We start from the raw sequence: 20,636 nt of genomic DNA, 5'->3' as shown, positions 1-20,636 counted from the left end.
TAGGCAAAAGCAAATGACTCAGAATCAGATTGAGGGACAGGACGAGGTGCAAGGCTCTTTGGCGTTCCAGAGTGAGCGCTATCACTATATGGACAATATCCGCGCCTTAGCCATGCTCGGTGGGGTGCTGTTCCACTGCGCTTTGTCTTATGGCGTATTGGTGCAGGAGCTCTGGCCTGTGGTTGACCCAAAGCGCTCGTGGTGGGTTGATGCTTTCTTGTGGTTTAGTCACTGCTTCCGTATGCCTTTGTTTTTTATTGTTGCAGGTTTTTTTGCTCATCTGCTTATGCAGCGCTATGGCCCCAAACGTTTTCTAAGCAATCGATTAAAACGTCTGGCTTTGCCTTTTATTGTGTTTTGGCCGCTTGTGGCATTTATGACGATTGTCGCTATAGGCTGTATTGCTTATTTTACGAGTTTAAGTAGCCCTTTATTGGACATGATTCGTTTATCTATACAAGGGAAAGAGGCGGCCCCTGCTCAGCAGGGTATATCGACCATGCACTTTTGGTTTTTATATTATTTAGTGATTTTTAGTGTGCTCGCTTTCCTCTTTCACCTTGCTCTACTTAAGTTACAAGCCCTTACGGCAAGGAGCACACTAGCAAGTGCCTTTGTGGCAGGCAGTAAAAAGGCTTTAGCCAATGACCGTGTGCAGTTGCTTATTCTGCTTATTGTTTTCCCCCTGTTGTTGGCTTTATTTCGTATTAAGCAGGTAGTGCCCTTTCAGCCGCCTTATGGATTGACTATTGAGTTGTGGGCCATTGGTTATTTTGGCGCTTTTTATGCTTTGGGCTGGGTACTCTACGCTCAAAAGACGCTGCTTTATTTATTTGAAAGGCCGGCTTGCTTACTTGTAGTTGCGGCCTTGATTTTGTATTTTCCGTTTTTCTCTTTGTTGCCCGAGCCCTATTTATTTGAAACAAGCCTTAAGTCTGGTTTCTCAACAGTAACAATAACGTGGCAGCAGTTTATTCTGGTCTTGTGTAGTGCGCTTATCGCTTGTTATATGTCTTACGCTTGTTTGGTACTGGCTAAACGTTTTTTAGATACAAGTAACAGTTTAATGCGCTATTGGTCTGATGCCTCATATTGGATATACCTTGTGCATATTCCTTTGTTGTATCCAATTAATGCATATTTGGCGGGGTTTGATATACCGCTTATTCTAAAGCTAGTTGTGAGCGTGACAATGGTAATGGTGTTTAGCTTGGGCTTCTATGCACTTATGGTTCGGCGTAGTTTTATTGGGGCTTTGCTTAATGGCAAACGCTAAATGAGAAACGCTAAATAGAAAGCGGGTTTGGTTGGAAGAAGGAGTGCTGATGATCATATTAGTAACTGGGCTAGTCGTTTTGTTTATCGGGCTGTATCTGGCGATTAATCAAAATTATATGGCCTATCTAAAAGAGTATGAGTTTGAACAGTGGGCCCGTATACGAGGGTCTAAACAGGGTTTTATGGTGTTTATGGATCACATAGCTCTGTTGAACTGGCTATTACGTGGTGACTACGAGCAATGCAGTAATAAAGAAACGCATGTCTTGGGGGGGCTTGCTCATAAACGTGCTTACTGGGCTAAGCATTTGATTATGACCGGTGTGATCCTGATCTTTTTAGGCTTTTTATTAAGTTTGGTTTTTCTAGTTTAGGCCGTTGATAAGACGCTTTTGGCCCACTATTAATGCTGGATTTTAACAGTAGGTGTTCTTGGTACTGGCCTGACATGTGTGATCTAAGGTGTTAGCCTTACTTTAGCTATATAGTAAGCAACAATACCGCCTGTCAGGGCTCCTGCGAAGTGTGCAATCCAGCTAATGTGAGGGGATAGGCGTAATAGAGAAAGAAACAGACCTCCATAAAAAATAAGTGCGAATAGCCCGATTGTAATGGACATTTTTGATCGTTTATAAATACCATAAACAATCAAAAATGATAAGTATGAAAATACTAGTCCAGATGCACCAATAACAATGCCTTTATTGCTAAATAGCCAGATTAAAAAACCACCGCCAAGTGCAGAGAAAATTGTTGTAAACCAAAAGGTTCTTCGTCCATATAGGCGAACACAACTGCCGAGCACCAAGAAAGGCAGTGTGTTCGATGCTAGGTGAACTAAATTACTGTGTAGAAAAGGGGCAAATACAATTCCAATTAAGCCTGAACTTGTCCTTGCTTGAATGCCTAAGTGGTTAAGGTTTATAGGTAGTAAAAAATTACATATAAATATAGCCCACATTACAGCAAGTAATATCAGTGGTTCCCAGCGTTTAATCCTATGCAGTTTTATTGGCATGAACGCTAATGTGTAGAGTATGGATTTTCATCTAACAAATAGGCAATAAGTTTAGCTTTATTAGGGTTTGAATCTAACCAGGTTTTTGTTTGTTTGATTTTTTCATAATCATCGTTGCCAAACTGACCTTGATATATCGTACTTAATACGGTTTTTGCTTCTTGAGAACGTAGTTCTTTCTGCCAGTGGGAAGTAAAGACATCAGTCAAACTATGGCTTAAGCTCTTTTCTTTGAGTAGCTCCCATTCACCACTATCTAGCCAAACACCATTTGCCGAAGCGCTGAAATCGAGACGATGTGTTGAGTCATGAGAAATTTTATATTTTGTCATCAAGCTACCACTTACAGGGCAAAGCAGGGCTTTATTACTCTCTTCTATGTTGATCGTAGTTGAGGCATTGTTCTGTTTTGTTTTACCGCCTAATTCGAGCCAGCGTAAGTAATCACTAATATAGAGCCAATTACCTTTACAGTTAGTGCATTGATGCACTAATAAACTGCCATCTAAGTAATTTGGTTTTAGAGTTCCATTTTTACAGCTAGTGCAATTCATGTTTATTGTCCTTTTAACTTTTTTGCGTATTCGATAAGTTCTTTTGCCGCTTGTTCTTTGATCTTTACCTTATCATTACTATCTAAGCTGTACTTTTCTGCGAGTACTTCAAAGTCTTCACCGCTTAGTGAGATAGTTAGGCGAGGCCGTAAGGGCTTGCTTTTAACGTATAGGCCTAATATTTTTCGGATCTGATCTGACGGTGCAAGCGAGTTGTCAAGCGCATGTTTTTTTATCTGGGTTTGAGTTTCAAGGCCTATGTCAAACGCAATTTGTGTCGCTTTAACGGCTTGCTGTTCTTTTTCCCAGCGTTTTCTATCTGTCATTCTAGTTCTTTCCTATACAAGGAAACCCGCACAGTATAACTGAGCGGGTTATTGGGGCGCCTTGAATATGATTCGCTTACATGTAAGCTGTCATATTATGATTTCGCTTTTAAGCGAGCTAATACTGCAGCCCCGGTGTTCTCTTCAACAATACCGGCTTCTTGCAGCTTTTGTTTAAGGCCTGCATCGCTGTTTTCTTCAGCCAGTTCAGCGCCAGCAACTAATTTGTCACTGGTTTCTTGTTGGCGTTTACGTATGCGCTCAAGTGAGTCTTTGGCGGAGTTTAATTGGCTGTTATTCGCGGCAATGTTTTCAGATATAGCGATGGTGGCCTTCTGAACACTGTCGGTTGTTTTAACCATAGCGAGCTGGCGCTCGTGCTCAGCAATGGTTTTTTCACCGTTGCGAATTTGAGTTTTGAGTGAATCAATTTGCTTCACTAGCTCGTCTTTACGTTCGCTGAGCTGTTTTAATTCATTCTCAAGTTTGGCAATTTTCTCTGCTACTTCTAAGGCAAGAGCCTCGTTACCTTTATTAAGAGCCTCGGTCGCATAAACTTCGTGTTTAGCAATCTCAGACGTAAGGGCTTCAAGTTCACGCTTAACTTGCATGTCTTGCGCCATTACAGTTGTAAGGCTTTCCTTGGCTTGGCCTATGTGATTACGTGCGTCGACAATTTCTTGCTCGTAAATACGCATTGCATTTGCATCTATGACAGCCTCACCGGCTTCACGAGCACCGCCACGCAGGGCGGTTAACAATTTCTTTAATATGTTCATAGTTCGTCCTTTATCGTGGTTTGCTGTTATTTCAGTAAGTCTTCAACGGCTTCAAGGGCCGCAATTGAGTTGTCACTGAGGGTGACAATCTCAAGCATGACGTTGTCAAACAGTGAGTGGATGGAAAGTGAGCCAAACAGTGCATAATAGTCATCAATCTTGGCATAGGCCGATAGAGGCATGGGCACATTCAGTTGTAAACAGCGCTCATTAAGCTCAGTCATCGCTTCAGGTTTAACTTCATTCTCCTTAAACAGGTAGGCAATACATAAGATTTGAGTCTCTGTCACTGTGACATAGATAGGGATCTCTTCCTGCCCTGATACCGTAATCTGTAGTACTGCTTGTTCACCTGGTATAAGTAAACAGTTAAAGCTGTAACCCTGAAAGTTAGCGTCTGCTAGCTTCAGGGTTAGTTCTTGTAATTGCTTGTGCATCTAAAACTCCTTGTTGCGACATATTATGTCTTGGCTCGATATTAGAGTATAGACATAATATGTCAACACTTTCTGGAGGATTTCTGCGTATTTACTAGCGACCAATAAGCAGATTACTTCTCAAGTGAGTAAGTTTGAAAAAGTAATTGACATAATATGTCTTTGGCGACATATTATGTCCTGTGTGTCGAGTAGAGGCTGAATTACATGCCGCTTTTTAGGTCTTCTAGCGCTTGATGGAGACCAATGACAAGCAGAGCGTGTAAACTCTACGCTCACTAATAGTGCCAAGTAAAAAGCTTGGCATAAGAAGGAGCTGACTTTTGGTGGTGCTTTTAATGTTTGAGCAAACAATCGATATTGCTTTCTCTTTCCCGGTAGCTATTTATACCGTATTCCTTGGGGTCATGGTGGTGTTGTGGCTGGTGACCTTACTAGGTGTTCTTGATCTTGACTTCCTAGATTTTGATGTTGATTTAGACGGTGATGTTGATATCGATTTAAACATGGACAGCCCGACAGCAGAAGCCGTAGCTGGTTTTTTGATTAGCTGGGGCTTAGTTGGCGTGCCTATTACGATTATGCTCACTGTGCTCGCGTTAAGTGCTTGGATCGTCTGTTACTACATCGTCTATTTCTTATTTGGCTTTATTCCTTCTGGTGTCTTGCAGTATGTGGCGGGCCTTCCAGCTTTGGTCTTTTCGTTTTTTATTGCAGTAAAAGTCACGGCTGTTTTAATTAAACCTTTAAAGCCTTTGTTCAAAAAAGTAGGCCGTACCATTGAAAAAACGGTGTTGGGTCAAGTGGCAACGGTTCGTTCTTCAAAAGTGACAAGCAGCTTTGGTGAGGCTGTTATTAATGATCTTGGTGCTGATTTGTTATTGAAAATATGGACAGATCAACCCAATTCTCTAAGTAAAGGTGACAAAGTAGTGCCGATTGAATACGACAGTGTCAAAGGTACTTATTTGGTCGTTCCCGAATCCGAATTTAAAAACTAATTTAGTTAACACATGGAGTATTGCTATGCCTGATCTATCAGCATTTGCAGGAGTATTTGTCGCTATTGGTGGCATTGTCGGTTTGATTTTTGTACTGGCTATTTTCTTTAAAGCGTTTTATACCAAGATTCCTCAGGGTACAGCGCTTATAGTCAATGACTTAGGGCCAACCCCCAAGGTCAGTTTTACCGGTGCCTTTGTGATCCCCGTGATTCATAAAAAAGAAGAGATGCGTATCTCCTTAATTACGATGGAGGTAGATCGACGAGGCTCTGATGGGCTTATTTGTAAAGATAATATTCGCGCTGACATTAATGTCGCTTTCTATTTGCGAGTGAATGAAACTCGCGAAGATGTATTGCGCGTAGCTAAAGCCATTGGTGTTGATCGTGCTTCGGATAAAGTAGCGGTAAATGAGTTATTTAATGCCAAGTTCTCTGAGGCCTTAAAAACTGTGGGTAAACAGATGGACTTTACTGATCTATTTGAGAACCGTATTGTCTTTCGTGAAAAGATTATTGAAGTCATTGGTGATGATCTTAATGGTTACGCACTGGAAGATGTGGCCATCGATTACCTTGAGCAAACGCCTAAGGCGAGCTTGGACGAGTCTAACATTATGGATTCTGAAGGGATTCGTAAGATTACTGCATTGACGGCAGAGCAAAACGTGGTGACCAACGAGCTTGAACGTAACGAAGAGCTTGCGATTAAGAAAAAGAATGTCGAAACCAAAGAAGCCATGCTTTCGTTGGAGCTGCAAGAAAAAGACGCAGTAGCTAGACAGCAGCGTGAAGTATTAAGCGTGCAAGCACGAGAAGAAGCCGAGACTAAGCGTGTTCAAGAAGAGGAACGCCAAAAAGCTGAGCAAGCTCGCTTGATCGCTGAGCAAGAGATCTCTGTTCAGAATGAAAATGTGCAGCGTGAAATTGAAGTAGCCGAGCAGAACCGTCAGCGAGCTGTAGCTATTGAGGTTGAAAAAGTTCAGCGCGCCAAAGATCTGGAAGTAGTTGCTCGTGAGCGTGAGGTCGATATTCAAACGATCGAAAAAGACAAGGCCATTGAGAACGAAAAGCGCGAGATCGCCAATGTTATTCGTGAACGTGTAGCGGTAGAAAAAACTGTCGCTCAGGAAGAAGAAAAAATCAAAGAGGTACGTGTTGTCTCTGAGGCCGATCGTAACAAGCAGGCGACTATTATATCCGCTCAAGCTGCAGCTGAAGAGGAGTTGGTGAAAGAGGTTAAAGCATCAGAAGCCGATGCGACTAAAGCGACCTTTAAAGCGAAGGAAATCAATACCATTGCTCAAGCGGAGCTCGAAGCGGCTGCTAAACAAGCAGAAGCAGAGAAGAGAATTGCTGAGGGACAGCAGGCTTCAAATGCTGCCCCAGGTCTTGCCGATGCGCAAGTTCAAGAAGCCAAAGCGGATGCCCTGGAGAAAGAGGGTATAGCTGAAGCTAAAGTGATCGCAGAAAAAATGTTGGCTGAAGCTAAAGGTCAAGAAGCCAAAGCGGTTGCTGCTGAGAAAGAAGGGCTTGCCGAAGCTCGTGTGTTGGAAGAAAAACTGGGTGCTGAAGCTGCTGGTGAAGAGCAAATGGGCTTGGCCCTTGCGAAAGCTGAGAGAGAAAAAGGCATGGCATCAGCTGATGTCATTAAAGCCAAGTTTATTAATGAAGCCCAAGGTTTGGTTGAGAAATTTGGTGCCTTGAATGCAATGAATGAGCAAAGTCGTTCACATGAAGAATTCCGTATGGAGTTAGAGAAGAACTTCGAAGAGGCAATGGCGACTATTTCCGCAAATAAAGATATTGCCAATGATCAAGCACAGGTAATGGCTGAAGCGCTTAAGCAAGCCAATATCGATATTGTGGGTGGTGATGGAGACTTCTTAAAGTCCATCACTAAGTCTTTATCTGCTGGTAAATCTGTTGAAGCATTTATGCAAGAAACGCCGGCTATTCAAGACATGATTGGTAATCTGTTTGGTAAAAATGCCGGTAAAGTGATAGAAGCTGTGACTAATAAATCGTCTGACGCATAGTTCAGCCTCTAGCTTGTTGTAGGCCCTTGTTCGGGGGCTTGCAACAAGCCAGTTAATCTTTTCCCCTATAGACAACCCCATAAGGAAGCGTATCAGTGGTTGATCAGGCCCAGAGTGAACAAGAATTAAATGTCGTAGATCAAGCGGTAGCCGAAGGCGGTGCTTATGAACTCATTCGCTCACGTTTAGTCGAACAAGGTAAAACCTTACAAACTGAGACAAAGCGGCTTAACGAGGCTAGGCTGGAAGAGTTTGGCTCGACAGATATGTCCATTTTAGGGCGGGTACGTATTAGGACAGAGAACAATTGTATTGCTCGTGACATTGCTCGTGTAGGTCAATTTTTAGTCTTTGGTTATAACGTCTTTATTGGCTTGAAAAAAGAAACGAAGGTTGAAGATGTCTTTTCCTTATACCAATTGGTTGAAACCGATGGTAACTACGATGTAGAAGCTGTATCGCTATCGGGGTCGTTTTTAGCTCATGCTCAGTTTGTAAAAGAGTTTCGTGAGCTTTACTCCTATTATAAACATGCACGTTTGTTGCAGATTAGTGTGCAGAACCAGAAATTACTCGCGTCATTTCAGGTCGGTGAAAAAGTCAGTGATATCAAGGTGTTCAGATGGTCCATTTCGGCGGATCAAAGTCAAGTAGACTACATCGATAATCGAGGTGAGCGTGATATTGCACTGCCTGCAAGGCATGACTTTGAATGGCTAGAGGTTACCCGTGACTATAGTGTGCATGGTCGCTACCCTCATTTTAATATCCTCGATAAGGTTTTTGTTGAAACCGTTGGTGGTGATTTAACTATCAAGGTTGAAGATAATACTGAAGATGGTTTGGGAATTTATCGTGAGGACGTTGAGGATAAAACACAGTCCCTTGATGATGCTGACATTTATTATGCTGAACTCGGCGATCTAATTCTACTTAAGATCAAACCCTATCGCGAGACGTTGTATCGGCACTTTATATTTAACTGTGCTACTCAAGATGTAGTTCGTGTAGATGCTATTGGTGAATCCTGCGTGCAGCTACCCGAAAGTCACGGTCTTATTTTTCCCGGTGGTTATTACTTGGCTTCAGGTGAGCTGAAAATATTTGATGACTTAGTTCCTGGGTTACGATTTAAGCGTACGATAAAGTCTCCAAACGGCGAAGATGTTCTATTTATATTTTACGAGCCGGTTGCTGGGAGTACGGTTTTATCAAACTACAATTTGATTACCAAGGAGCTACAAAACCCTATTTCTTGTCATGGTCAAAGTGTTTTTGATGATGGCAGGGCGGTTATATTTAACGCCGAAGGTGATGAGCCTACTCGTATTCATCCAATGCAAATTTGGAATACCCCTTTTTTCTCGGAAGAGTTTGCGAGTAAACAGCCAGCCAGCCAGTCATTTTATGGACGTATTGGTAATTCTGAGTTAGTTCGCGGAATATCAGACTTATACAGCATATGTCGAGCTATTGTGGACCAGCAGCCTAGTTCTTATCTTTATACGGAGTTACAAAAAAATACTCGGCGTATTTTTGATGCCTACCATTGGATTGAAAGTGACAATACTCACGACATCGGGGCGGTTCTGAGAGAGGTTGTTGAAACGTCAGAATTGATTTTAGATGAATTTGAAAAGGTTGAGAGTATTCGTCAAGCTTCGATTGCTGCGCTTAAAGAAGCCGCTAGTGATCAGAGAAATTTATTATCGACTGTCCACCCTGATCGATGGACCAAACCCGCTGAATTTGTTGATGCTTTGGCTTCGTTACGCCGCCAATTTGGCCGCTTGCTTAGCTTGAAAGATCTACGTTATGTCGACTTGGATAAAATATCGGTCTTAGAAATCGAAGTGACCGAGGTGCAGGAGAAACTCGGTCAAGATGTGGTTCAATTTCTATCCCGAGATGAGGCGTTGTTACCTTATACAGAGCAAATAAAAGAGCTCGAAGAAAAGTTACAGAAGGTCGAGTCAATTGTTGAAATTGAACCATTGCTGGAATCAATTAAAGCAATTGCTGAGGGCTTGGATTTATTGTCGGAAATGATGGCTACCTTGTCGATTCGGGATGCAACATTAAGAACTCAAATTATTGATGCTATATCAGAGGTATACGCTTCATTAAATCAGTTGCGAGCAAAGGCAAATAACAAAGAGCAAGAGCTTGGTCAGGGCGAGGCTGTTGCCCAATTCTCTGCTCAGTTTCGTCTTTTCTCCCAGAGTATTACCAATGCCTTGGGTAGTGCGACAACACCAGAAAAATGTGATGAGCAGTTGTCTAGACTGCTGATGCAGTTAGAAGAGCTCGAAGCCGAGTTCAGTCGCTATGATGAGTTTTTAGAAAATATTGTTACTAAACGAGAAGAGGTGTATGAGAGCTTCGAAGGGCGAAAGCAACAGCTGTTAGATGAACAGCAGCGCCGAGCTCAATCTGTGGCTGATGCGGCTGATCGTATTATTGATAATATCCAGAAACGTTTGAATAAGTTTTCAAGCATTGATGACCTAAATACTTACTTTTCATCCGATGCCTTGGTGCTAAAAAGTCGGGATTTAGTACAGCAGCTACATGAGCTAGATAGCTCTGTTAAAGCTGATGATCTTGATGCTCGTTTAAAGGGAGCTAAAGATCAAGCTGTACGTGCTATACGTGATAAAAGTGATATCTATGAGGATGGCGGTAACGTTATCAAGCTTGGGCCTAAGCATAAATTTAACGTAAATACCCAAGAGTTAGATTTAACGATTATTCCACGTGACGGTGCTTTATGTTTTCATCTTATAGGTACTGACTTTTATGCAAATGTAACGGATAGCGCCTTGAGTGAGCTGGCGGGTTACTGGGGGCAAAACCTTGCTTCTGAAAATGAAGATACGTATCGAGCGGAGTATCTTGCTTATAGTTTGTATCAAGATGCTCAGCTAGCTAAGTCGGGTTTAAGTATAGATGTACTTAGTCAAGCCTTAGAAAACGAGGCTGAATTACTGAAATTAGTTCGCGATTATGCCGCTCCGCGCTACAAAGAAGGTTATGAGAAAGGTGTGCATGACCACGATGCGGCTCGCATCCTTCACCAATTACTACCTATTTTATCGAGTTGTGATCTACTTCGTTATACACCTACAGCGCGAGGTTTGGCCAGTGTATTTTGGGCAAATACACAGACTTATGATATTCAAAGTGGTTGGCCGAGCCGCGCTAAATCTGCCTTGCAAATGCAAGCGGTTTTTGGGAGTAGTAAGGCTTTACGGCTACTTAGTCATGAGTGTGCAGAGAATCTAACGCGTTTTTGTAGCGACCATGCTCTCGATCATAGTGATAGTTGTATAGCACAAGCATCAGAATATTTGGTTTATGAATTAGCACGCGATCATGTTGAATTTATTTGTAGTAAATATGCTCAATTACTTTCTAAAAAGCTCAAACAGAGTATGGAGCTCAGTAGTTCTTGGCGTGCATTTCAATCGGCATTAAAAGAGATAGAAGGGCAGGTCGGTCGTCGCTGGTTGCTGACTGAAAGCTGGTTATTAGCTCTGTGTGATGGTCTGAGTGACGAAGAGAGCAGTGCACTTAAGCATTATATCCCAGAAGCCATTAGCCTGATTAATGCCGAAGGTAGACTGAGCCGACGCAATACTGAAGTTGAGCTCGAGTTTAGCGTAGAGGGCTTATTAGGCCAGCATAAAAACGTAAGTAAACAAGCTTTAAAGGTTTCAGTTGATCGCTTTTTGAGTCGCTTATATGACCATCAGTATAGAGTTATCCCTGAATACAATCGCTTTCTCGATGTACGTCAGCAAGTTATTGATAAGCAGCGCGCACAGTTGCGTTTAGACGAGTTTAAACCTAAGCCCCTTAGTTCTTTCGTGCGTAACAAACTCATTAACGAGAGCTATTTGCCTATTATCGGTGACAACCTAGCTAAGCAAATGGGCACTGTTGGCGATAAAAAGCGCAGTGATTTGATGGGCTTGCTGATGATGATATCACCACCTGGTTACGGTAAAACAACTTTGATGGAGTACGTTGCCAGCCGCTTGGGCTTGATCTTTATGAAGATCAATTGTCCTTCGCTTGGTCATGAAGTTGATTCATTAGATCCATCACAAGCTCCTAATGCGACTGCGAAACAAGAGCTAAATAAACTTAATTTAGCCTTGGAAATGGGCAGTAATGTCATGCTCTATTTGGATGATATTCAGCATACTAACCCTGAATTTTTACAGAAGTTTATTTCTTTGTGTGATGGCACACGCCGAATTGAAGGTGTATGGCAAGGAGAAACTAAAACTTACGACATGCGTGGCCGCAAGTTTTGTGTGGTAATGGCGGGTAACCCTTACACCGAATCAGGTGAGTTATTTAAAATTCCCGACATGTTAGCTAATAGAGCAGATATTTATAATTTAGGTGATGTTCTTGGTGGTAAAGAGGATATATTTGCATTAAGTTATGTTGAAAATTGCTTAACTTCTAACCCTGTCTTGGCGCCAATGGCTACTCGTGAACTGAGTGACTTGTATAAACTTGCTGATAAGGCGAATGGGTTGCAGGTTGCTAATACTGACCTTAGTCACAGCTACTCTGGAGCGGAGGTGAATGAAATTGTCTCAGTTTTAAACAAGCTGTTTAAAGTACGAGATGTTATTTTAAAGGTGAATGCTCAATACATTAAATCAGCTGCGCAGGGCGATGACTATCGAACAGAGCCTCCATTCAAGTTACAGGGTAGTTATCGTAATATGAATAAAATGGCCGAAAAGATCTCCGCTGTAATGAATGATGATGAGTTGCAACAGGTGATCGCCGACCATTATTTAGGTGAAGCTCAACTACTAACAACCGGAGCGGAGGAGAACTTATTAAAACTTAAGGAATTACGTCAAGTTTTAACTGAGAGTGAATCGGAGCGTTGGTTAAGTATCAAGGCCGAATTTAATAAAACGCGGGCTATGGGCGGTCAGGGAGCGGACTCTGGTACTAAGGTCGCTAATCAGTTGGCACAGCTAACTGCGCATACGGCTGAGTTGAAGGATATTTTTATTACAGAGCCGAGTCAAATCTCTGATGCTGAAAAACAAATTGTTACGCAGTTAGCTAATATTAACTCAAGCTTAGAGCATAATAATCAGCCTGCGCAGCAGTTAGAAAAGCTGCAGAGTACGATTGAAAGATTAGTGGCGTCATTGGCTCAGGTTGAGTGTAATGTAGAGGTAGTGAATGAGCCTGTTCCAGGTATTGATCTATTATTGAAAACACTTGCGGATACTATTGAAGGTTCTATTTACCCCTTAGTTCGAGCAATGGAAGGTAAGCTTGATATCGATTTACGTACCCACTCTAAATTAGAGAATATCTTTGAGCGATTACGAGCAATGGATACAGAAGGCTCCACCCGTAAGGTGCAACATAACCCCTTATCTGGAGAGAAAGAATAATCTATGTTCAGAGTCGTTGATAGTTGACGTTTGCGTTAACTTAAGCTTTGAAAATCTGAGTAGTTGTTTTAGCTAGCCCTCGGCTTGCAATAGTAAAGTTTAACAGCAAGGCCTGTTTTGACACGCTTGGCCGAATTCATATACTAACCGCGACACTTTTTAAAATTAAGAAGGTGAGCTGTAAAATAAGCCTTATCCCATTCCGGCAAGAAGAAGGATAAGTAATGGCCTATATACAACTCACCTATGAAGAAAGAGTAACGCTTTCAGCCCTAAAGCTGTAAGGGCTCTCGATAAGAGATATTGCTGGGGTTCTTGGTCGGCACTACTCGACCCTCTATCGTGAATTCGCACGCAACACTGCTTTATTATCGACGGGGCATATCGGCCCTCTAAGGCGCAGCGACGAACAAGAGCAAGAAGGCGTCGCTCAAGGAGAAATCGACATTACTCCAGCGCCTATATGATGCTTGTTCGTAAGCTATTAAAGATGGATTACTCCCCAGAACAGGTCGTTGGTCATATCCGTCGATTCAAACTGAAAGATAGGGTGATTAGCCACGAAACAATTTACCGCTATATTTGGCAAGATAAAGCTCAGGGTGGTGACTTGTGGACTTACCTTAGGCAAGCGTCAAAACATAGAAGAAAGCGCTATAAAGCCTACGATAGTCGAGGCCGACTTGCCAATAAACGACACATCTCTGAGCGCTCAGCTAGTGTGGAAACGCGTAAATATAGGGGGCACTGGGAGATAGACACCGTTCACGGAAGAGGAAGTAATCACTGCATCGTTACATTATTGGAGCGAAAAACTGGCTATTTAATGATTGGTAAATTAACAGACAGGTCAACTAAGTTGCTAAATAAAAAGACCATCAAGCCATCAATAGAGATCCAGCATCGTTTTAAACCATTACAGCCGATAACGGAACTGAGTTTCATCAATATAAGAAGATGAAGAGCGCCACACTGTTAAATTTTACTTTGCTAATCCATACCACTCATGGGAACGAGGCAGTAACGAACATGTTAATGGACTGATTAGACAATATCTACCCAAGGGCGAGAGCATAGCCACACTTACTCAGCAGCAGTGTGACCGTATAGCGACAAAAATTAATCAGAGGCCCAGAAAGAGATTTAACTTCAAAACACCAGAGGAGATGTATTTTGATATGTAACTATTTTTGTCGCGGTTCAAAGTTGATACTAAGCATTTACCACGCACATGTTTCGCGAAGTGGTTTAATTGCATTTTGCAAACCTGAGATATCAAAGACCGCCGTAACAGGGCTTTCGTTATACGGAGTTACCTGAGCAACCAATTTATTTTCGCTTAGCATTTCTTTGAGAAATGGAATTGGCTTGTTATGGAAAGTAGCCTTACTATTTGTAGACATGCCCCAATAGGAAGTTACGGCTTTCTTTGAACCAACACGCGTTAAAACTTGTGCTTCTCGCCCAAGGTAGTCGTTCCAGCCGATATAGACCTCTGTCTTGTTGCTTTTGCAACGTGCTATAAGGTAAACCGGCTGGCGCCATTTACTTTGACCTGAATCAGCATCTAAAGAGAGTGTTACGGTCTTAGAGTCATCCACCGGATTTACATCTACACTAACGCTCCATTTTCCCTTACCTTGAACTTGAGTTGGAACAGTTTGCTTTCCAGCTAAACCACTAGCTTGGGCTAGTGCGTCGTAGCACTCTAGCCTTGCCAAGTCACTATCAATAGTAGCGCATTTAGCCACTTGTTTATTATCAACAGCAAACGTATTAGCTGAAATTAATAACGTTACCAATAGAGTAATTCTTGATTTCACTCGATTTCTCCTTGTAGTGCTTAACGCTCAAATTGATTTACTTGTTAGGCATTTTGTTTCGGTTCACCGACAAGATCACCTTTCATCTCCAATATTGCTTTGCGCTTTTCATCCCGCAAGGTTGGTATGACATACATCATTCCAAGTATTTCGTTGAGAGTAGAGAGAATTAACTTTAGATGCTTAGACTGCCAGCCATCATAAGACTCTTCATGTACCTTATCGCTTGTAAGCTGCTGAATGGTTAGCAATGTATCGAAATACTCCCCCTCAACATCTTGCCTCTTTTGTTTCAAAGACTTGATTCGCTCATCGTAATTTTCGCCCTCAGCACCCTCGATTATGGCAAGCTCATAAATTAGCTTTCTTGCGCACACTGATGCGCCGGTTAGATAATTACTTTTTAGGCAGCCTTCTGCTTCGCTAAAAAGCTCTCTCAACGTCTTGGGGATTCGCGTATCGAGGGTAAAAAACGATGTAGGAACAGTATAGAAAAACTTTGAATCAATATCATCGCCCACCTCTTCATTAAATCTATAGCTACTACTGAATTTATGGATGAGTTCAATTTCTTCAAAAGATAGGTTCATTGACTTCTTGTCACATGAAGTGCATCGGGCAAAGTAGACATAGCACTTTTTGGAGTTAGACCAGTCAAACTCTAGGCTTCTATCAAGGTAATATGAGACATTATTTCGATTACAAAAAGGACAATTAAATACATGCGTATCAATAAAGTATTTTGAATCGAGATGCGATTGATCGCTCATTATAAGCTTCCTACGATTGTTTATGACTAACGCCGCGTTCACCGGTTTATCCGGTGAAACGCTTTGTTAACCGAACTCACTACCTTGACATATTTTTTATGTTTTACTGTATTTATATCTGTATCGCTCTTCGACTAAAAATGGAGATGTTGACCCCCCCCAAAAGCTTTTTTTAATATCAGGCTTGCCCCCAAACCAAGATTTTACTTTGCTAAAAAGATGAACCGTGGGACCAAAAGGACTCAATACAGTAACATGAAAATAATCAACTCCATCATATCTTTCAAGCTGATGAAAACTAAGCTGCACAGTTACATTATAATCAGAACTTCTTATGGCCACCGCAAGCTCTCTAAGAATTTTAGCGTGATTCGTTCGCAACTCTCTATTTGCCCATGTGTTTAACATAGTATTCATTTGCTGCCAACCTACACTACTTAAGGTGTTATATTTATCCTTATATTTTTTTCCGTGCTTTGCTTTAAGCCCCTTTTCGGTATTCCAATTACTCCCATACAATATGCCCATACCCATTTTCCTCCTTATGTTAAAAACAGTTCCCATGAATATTTTTCAAATTGATTGTAAGTTAATACGTAATAAAAGGTTAACGCCAAAATCAGCGGCCGAGCCGCAGGCGAGGTCCGGTGCAGCTTTGCTGCACGAACTGGATTTTCTTGTTATGCAAAATCATACTTTTTCTTTTAGATAGTTTATAAATGATGAGCATGACACAAGAAAGAATTTCGCATCAGATACACTCACACTTGGCTCCTCAAGCATTGCATGACGAATGCCTCCTTCATCACTGGTATATCCGTAGATTGAAGAAAACCCAGCTTTTAAAGCTTGATGAATATTACTATTTCTCGATAGTTGATTAAGAGCATCACCTAATGTTGCTTTCGGATTTCCTGTGAGCTCTTTAGCCATACTCTCAACGGCAGAAATTGATTCTTTGATCGAGTTTCTATAATCGGGATTCTCTTTTCTAGAGAGATGCTCAATTGCACTTTGAAGATGAGACCGAACACCAGCATATGGCCCTTCAGCGATAGCACTCTCTATGGCTTCTATTTCTTGCTCTTCCGTAACGGGAACAAAAGCAGAATCGATAAATCGGTAACCAGCTAATTCTGACTCTAATATCCGGTTTACCTGCTGGATGAGCCTTCCATTTTTTTCGGATTTTAGTATATGCTCGAGAAAATCGTAAATCTCATACCATTCACAAGAAAAGTAGTATTTACGTATTTCACCTAAAATCTCCCCCCCATGATTTGGTCGAGTATCCATAGGCAATTTAAAATAAAAATGCCACAACTTACTACTAAAATCTTCTATTCCTGCTTTCCCGTACGACGCATACAAAAACTCATCCTCCGACCAAAAAAACACATCAAGTACGTTCCAAAGCGAATTACGTAACTCGACATTTATATCATTTAACTGAAGGCCGGTTTTTACCTTGTTTTTCCCTATCCTTTCACTAAATTTCATGCTTATCCTTATGCTGCATAACGCTTTGCTAAGCGGCAATAAAATAGTTGGCTAAAATTAGCGAGGAACGAGCAAAAGCCAACTGTTTTTTGTCCGTTTAAGCAACTTGTTATGCAAATTTTCTAGTTGTCATTTCGAACCTCCCATTTGAAAATTATATCATTTTCAAATATTTCAACTAATTGAATGAGAACATAAAATGTTGTATTAGCTGGCTTAACTATAGCCACCATACCTTTATTCATTCTGGCAAAGTGACTGGGGAACCTAAATATCATCGGATCACTAATATCACCAAAATTTCTTGCGCCCGAAGCGACTCTTACAGCCCCGTTGTTACTTGAAAGATCAACACATCCATGAGCAGGTTGAAGTGTTGCCCATTTTATGTTGATTATTCTCTCGTCTTTCTCACTGAATTGAACTTCAAGTTCAGTACCACTATGCACTACAGGTATTCTTCTTTTTCCACAGCCATGAACTTTATGGATGTCTCCAAATTCAAATGTTTCTTCTTCAACAGCGGCTCTTAATTTTCGATTGAAAAAACTAACATTTATATTGTTTTCCAATAGCTTACGATAACCTTGGGAATAGATCGTTCCATTTGGGTCTAAAACTCCGATTACCACTTCATTAACACCTGAATCTATCAATAATTGGGCGCAGGACTTAATCTCTTGACCTTCATGTAATTCGACACAAGGTTCTAACGTTGTAAAAACTGTTGCCCCTTGAATTTCGTCATCGGTTAGCTTTCTTAAGGCGACACGTTCTGCGTGAACACTTCTAGTTTCACCTCGATGTCCTGTAGCCAAGACTTCGCCACTTTTTGCAACAACAACACCGACTCGTGGATATTCATCGCACTTAAGATGTTCTTCAATGGCTAGTTTCATTAAGTCTGATTTGGAATACTTGCTCGACATGATTACCTATTTGTACCTTTCCAGTTTAAGTACTTACAAAGCCCTTCTAAATCGGGGAATAATGTTCGGCTGTTTATCCCGTATCGATCAAGAGATTTCAATATGTCCTCTTTTGATTTCTGAGAGATCGTAAGCTCAGTTATGCTTTTCTTTATTTTGGTGTTTTTTTCGAGAGCTACAAACCTACTATTGGAATTAGCGTAGCGATGAAGCGTAAACCAGCCATGCTGAGCAATAATGCGCTCATTATTCAATCTGGGTTGTAAAACACTGGTTTTTCCAAGCCTAAATGGATCTTTGCTGTAAATATCTTTATCTAAGAATGCATCAGAATTGAGTGCGTATACATAGGCGTCGCCTTCTTCGTTACCTGAGCAAGCAAACCACAGAGCTATTAAAGGGTTCGAACTCCAATCTAACAATCTTGTTTTGAGCCCAAAATGTTGTGCTAGAACTAGAAGGTCAACATTACTATCACTATTCCCTTCCAAGAAGGTGGAGCCAATAAGCTTCAGATGATTAAGCTGTTCTTTTTCTTGATTGGTTGTGTCATTTTTTGGGTCATTTCTGGCAATACTTGGGAGTAAATTCCCTTTCACATCCTGCCCACGAAACAAATATGTGGAGTTGGAATCTGAAAAGTCTAAAAATTCAATTCGCTCAATAAATTGAGTTAAACTAAGAATGTAATCATCCTGATTTATCGTTCTAACTTTTCTCATAGTTCATCCGATTTGCATAACAGCTTATTTATTGGCATGGCTAGATATAGGAAGGTAGCTATATCTAACTACTTATACCTAAAACCATACCTTAACTCCTATATCTAGGCACCCCTCTAAGCTCGTTTGTTAACGATTTAACGGCTGAAATCAATTGGAGTGTTGAACTAGGCGACACTAAGGGGCAGCGGTTGGGCTGAATGAGCTTTCGTTTGGCTGGTAATGGTTTCCAGACGACTCTCTAATTGTATATACGGTGTGCGCCCAGATTTCGGAGCTCTATTTAGCTAGGGTTTCAGGCTATGAATTTAGGTTAAAGGCTAAGCCTTTCTTTTAACTCTTGAGCTTGGCTGCGAGACATTTCTAATTCCAATTTATCCTTGCCTAGCTTTAGCTCTAGCTTAATCGCGCCACCTTCGATGGCTTCTTTGTTTTCAATTGCATCGAGTTTACATATTGCTTGCCTGTTGATACGAATAAAATCTTGTTCGGGAAGGCGGCTTTCAAGGTGCTTACGCGAGCGTTTAAGCATGGCTTTATGCTGTGAGCTCTTTTGCTCAAAATAAAGTCGTGAATAAGCTTCTCTGCTATATCTATGTCGCCAGCCTCACCGACAATATCTATGTGCGCTTCTTGCTTTTTGTACTTGAGATTTAAGGGTGGAATAGCTGAGGCCTTGTTCTTTTGCATAGTGCTTTTGTGATTGGCCATTTAGGTCGATAGCTCGCACAAGCTCGGCACTGCGTTGGGGGAGGGGGCTTAAAAATGGTTCAATGCATCGTGAAAGTTTGGTTTTGATTTGTTCAATCTGTTTATCCGCATCGTTCTCAGGGTGCTCGGCCAGCCAAGGTTCTGCCTTCTCTATGGTTTGTTGGTGGCCTTGTTTTCGGTAAAAGTCGATAAGGCTGTGTTTAGCAATTTGAAAAAGCCAGGCTTTGATATTGTCTTTGCTTTGCAACTGTGAGAGTTTTTGGTGGCTTTTGAGCATAATTTCTTGCAGTAAGTCATCGACATCGCTGGGGTTGTGTAGTCTAGAGTGCAAAAATGCTTTGAGGCTGCTGCGGTATGCTTGCCAAATGTCTTCAAGTTTCATCTTGTGTTTCCGTGAATTTGAGCCGCTTTAGTATTACTCATCATGCTTAAACTTGTTTATACATTTCCTAGTGTAAGCGTTGCTTTTCTTGATTTGACTAGCGCTTTGAACCTTTGGTCAAACTTTATGATGATGTACTATAAAGCACTCTTGTGTTGGTACCGATAAGGCGCCAATATGCTTAATGTTTTGTCAATGTGTCGGCGGTATACAAGCATGCGTTTTGTTTTTTCATTTTTGGTGTTAACTACGCTGGTTGCTTGTAGCTCAAGCACTTCTAAGCCGCTGCCAAGCGATGAGGGCTCTATTCTTAAGGGTAAGAGCTTTACCTATAGCCGTTATAAAGAGCTGCCTGACTTCCCTGTTTCAACTGCTGCAAACTTCCGCTCAGGTATCTTAGATATAGCTAGTGCAGTTACCAGTGGCAATAAAATGCTTAAGAACGCGGCTATAGAAGACCCTGCAGTAACGATTGCCAAGAGTTTAAGCGCGCGTATTGAAAAGCGCTTTGGCATGCACTTACAAGCTAATGACTCTTTATATATCCGCTCCAAAAAGACCAATAATGTCATCAAAAAATACAACGATGTTGATTACGTACTCGATGTTCGTACTTTAAATTGGTCTGCTTCTTATATTCCAAATGATTGGGACAATTACCGTGTTACCTATTCGGTTCAGGCTCGTTTAATAAATGTGGATACAGGTTTGGTCGTTTCTGAAGAGGTGTGTACTCATACGCCAGACTATGCAGACTCAAACCAAGCGCCCACTTATCAGGCCCTTGAACATGGCACAGCCTTAAGTGATGAAATCGACAAAAGTGTCGCCTTCTGTGTCGACCATATCAGTAAGCTAGCCTTGTTTCATGCTCAGCAAAATAAGTCTGAGCTGTTAAAAACCCTACAGTAGCGATTTGCCTGC

Annotated in this window: 18 protein-coding genes and 2 pseudogenes; 7 read left to right on the top strand and 13 right to left on the bottom strand. The window is 41.5% G+C overall.

Annotation, left to right across the window (positions count from 1 at the left end; genetic code table 11):
* Positions 1–13: 13 nt before the first annotated feature.
* Both AB1S55_RS17490 and AB1S55_RS17485 read left to right on the top strand, forming a co-directional pair.
* Entirely contained in the window at positions 14–1,276 is a 1,263-nt protein-coding gene (locus AB1S55_RS17490) for an acyltransferase family protein (RefSeq protein ID WP_370979471.1), read from the top strand.
* Positions 1,277–1,325: 49 nt separating this feature from the next.
* On the top strand, positions 1,326–1,652 hold the full coding sequence (locus tag AB1S55_RS17485; protein ID WP_370979470.1) for a hypothetical protein: 327 nt from the start codon (positions 1,326–1,328) through the stop codon (positions 1,650–1,652).
* 83 nt (positions 1,653–1,735) lie between these two features.
* On the opposite strand, the gene AB1S55_RS17480 is transcribed toward AB1S55_RS17485, so the two are convergent.
* The 5 genes from AB1S55_RS17480 to AB1S55_RS17460 all read right to left on the bottom strand — a co-directional run bounded on the left by AB1S55_RS17480 (position 1,736) and on the right by AB1S55_RS17460 (position 4,392).
* Positions 1,736–2,296 carry a rhomboid family intramembrane serine protease gene (locus tag AB1S55_RS17480; RefSeq protein ID WP_370979469.1) on the bottom strand — a complete coding sequence of 187 codons (561 nt, stop codon included), beginning with the start codon at positions 2,294–2,296 and terminating at the stop codon, positions 1,736–1,738.
* Between the two features lie 5 nt (positions 2,297–2,301).
* The gene (locus AB1S55_RS17475) at positions 2,302–2,850 is read right to left on the bottom strand and encodes a zf-TFIIB domain-containing protein (RefSeq protein ID WP_370979468.1); all 549 of its coding nucleotides are present in this window, start codon (positions 2,848–2,850) and stop codon (positions 2,302–2,304) included.
* Positions 2,851–2,852: 2 nt separating this feature from the next.
* Positions 2,853–3,176, bottom strand: coding sequence for a hypothetical protein (locus AB1S55_RS17470; RefSeq protein WP_370979467.1), 324 nt, complete (start codon positions 3,174–3,176; stop codon positions 2,853–2,855).
* A gap of 95 nt (positions 3,177–3,271) precedes the next feature.
* The gene (locus tag AB1S55_RS17465) at positions 3,272–3,955 is read right to left on the bottom strand and encodes a PspA/IM30 family protein (protein ID WP_370979466.1); all 684 of its coding nucleotides are present in this window, start codon (positions 3,953–3,955) and stop codon (positions 3,272–3,274) included.
* Between the two features lie 26 nt (positions 3,956–3,981).
* A complete protein-coding gene (locus AB1S55_RS17460; RefSeq protein WP_370979465.1) occupies positions 3,982–4,392 on the bottom strand; it encodes a YjfI family protein in 411 nt (136 codons plus the stop codon).
* A 338-nt stretch (positions 4,393–4,730) separates the two neighbouring features.
* Between AB1S55_RS17460 and AB1S55_RS17455 the strand changes: the two genes are divergently transcribed.
* From AB1S55_RS17455 to AB1S55_RS17440, 4 genes and pseudogenes are all read left to right on the top strand, one after another.
* Entirely contained in the window at positions 4,731–5,393 is a 663-nt protein-coding gene (locus AB1S55_RS17455) for a DUF1449 domain-containing protein (protein WP_370979464.1), read from the top strand.
* 25 nt (positions 5,394–5,418) lie between these two features.
* Positions 5,419–7,434, top strand: a complete 2,016-nt coding sequence (locus tag AB1S55_RS17450; RefSeq protein ID WP_370979463.1) for a hypothetical protein — start codon at positions 5,419–5,421, stop codon at positions 7,432–7,434.
* A 95-nt stretch (positions 7,435–7,529) separates the two neighbouring features.
* The gene (locus AB1S55_RS17445; protein WP_370979462.1) at positions 7,530–12,875 is read left to right on the top strand and encodes a DNA repair ATPase; all 5,346 of its coding nucleotides are present in this window, start codon (positions 7,530–7,532) and stop codon (positions 12,873–12,875) included.
* A gap of 224 nt (positions 12,876–13,099) precedes the next feature.
* A pseudogene (locus tag AB1S55_RS17440) lies at positions 13,100–14,059 on the top strand (IS30 family transposase).
* 36 nt (positions 14,060–14,095) lie between these two features.
* On the opposite strand, the gene AB1S55_RS17435 reads toward AB1S55_RS17440, so the two are convergent.
* From AB1S55_RS17435 to AB1S55_RS17400, 8 genes and pseudogenes are all read right to left on the bottom strand, one after another.
* The gene (locus tag AB1S55_RS17435; protein WP_370979461.1) at positions 14,096–14,698 is read right to left on the bottom strand and encodes a type VI secretion system-associated protein TagO; all 603 of its coding nucleotides are present in this window, start codon (positions 14,696–14,698) and stop codon (positions 14,096–14,098) included.
* Between the two features lie 44 nt (positions 14,699–14,742).
* Positions 14,743–15,468: a hypothetical protein gene (locus AB1S55_RS17430; RefSeq protein WP_370979460.1), complete on the bottom strand. Its 726-nt coding sequence runs from the start codon at positions 15,466–15,468 to the stop codon at positions 14,743–14,745.
* A 96-nt stretch (positions 15,469–15,564) separates the two neighbouring features.
* Complete coding sequence (locus tag AB1S55_RS17425; protein ID WP_370979459.1) at positions 15,565–16,002, bottom strand: hypothetical protein; 438 nt, start codon at positions 16,000–16,002, stop codon at positions 15,565–15,567.
* Between the two features lie 156 nt (positions 16,003–16,158).
* A complete protein-coding gene (locus tag AB1S55_RS17420) occupies positions 16,159–16,968 on the bottom strand; it encodes an AbiJ-NTD4 domain-containing protein (protein ID WP_370979458.1) in 810 nt (269 codons plus the stop codon).
* A gap of 122 nt (positions 16,969–17,090) precedes the next feature.
* Positions 17,091–17,867 carry a deaminase gene (locus tag AB1S55_RS17415; RefSeq protein ID WP_370979457.1) on the bottom strand — a complete coding sequence of 259 codons (777 nt, stop codon included), beginning with the start codon at positions 17,865–17,867 and terminating at the stop codon, positions 17,091–17,093.
* Between the two features lie 32 nt (positions 17,868–17,899).
* On the bottom strand, positions 17,900–18,619 hold the full coding sequence (locus AB1S55_RS17410; protein WP_370979456.1) for an FRG domain-containing protein: 720 nt from the start codon (positions 18,617–18,619) through the stop codon (positions 17,900–17,902).
* Positions 18,620–18,932: 313 nt separating this feature from the next.
* Positions 18,933–19,184: pseudogene (locus AB1S55_RS17405) on the bottom strand (LytTR family transcriptional regulator DNA-binding domain-containing protein); the annotation flags it as partial.
* A gap of 42 nt (positions 19,185–19,226) precedes the next feature.
* Positions 19,227–19,712, bottom strand: coding sequence for a sigma-70 family RNA polymerase sigma factor (locus tag AB1S55_RS17400; protein WP_370979455.1), 486 nt, complete (start codon positions 19,710–19,712; stop codon positions 19,227–19,229).
* 177 nt (positions 19,713–19,889) lie between these two features.
* Here AB1S55_RS17400 and AB1S55_RS17395 point away from each other — a divergent pair, with 177 nt between their 5' ends.
* A complete protein-coding gene (locus tag AB1S55_RS17395; RefSeq protein ID WP_370979454.1) occupies positions 19,890–20,624 on the top strand; it encodes a hypothetical protein in 735 nt (244 codons plus the stop codon).
* Positions 20,625–20,636 lie beyond the last annotated feature (12 nt).

It is taken from the genome of Agaribacterium sp. ZY112 (assembly GCF_041346925.1).
Lineage (GTDB): Bacteria > Pseudomonadota > Gammaproteobacteria > Pseudomonadales > Cellvibrionaceae > Agaribacterium.
This window is presented reverse-complemented; position numbering and strand designations above follow the sequence as displayed.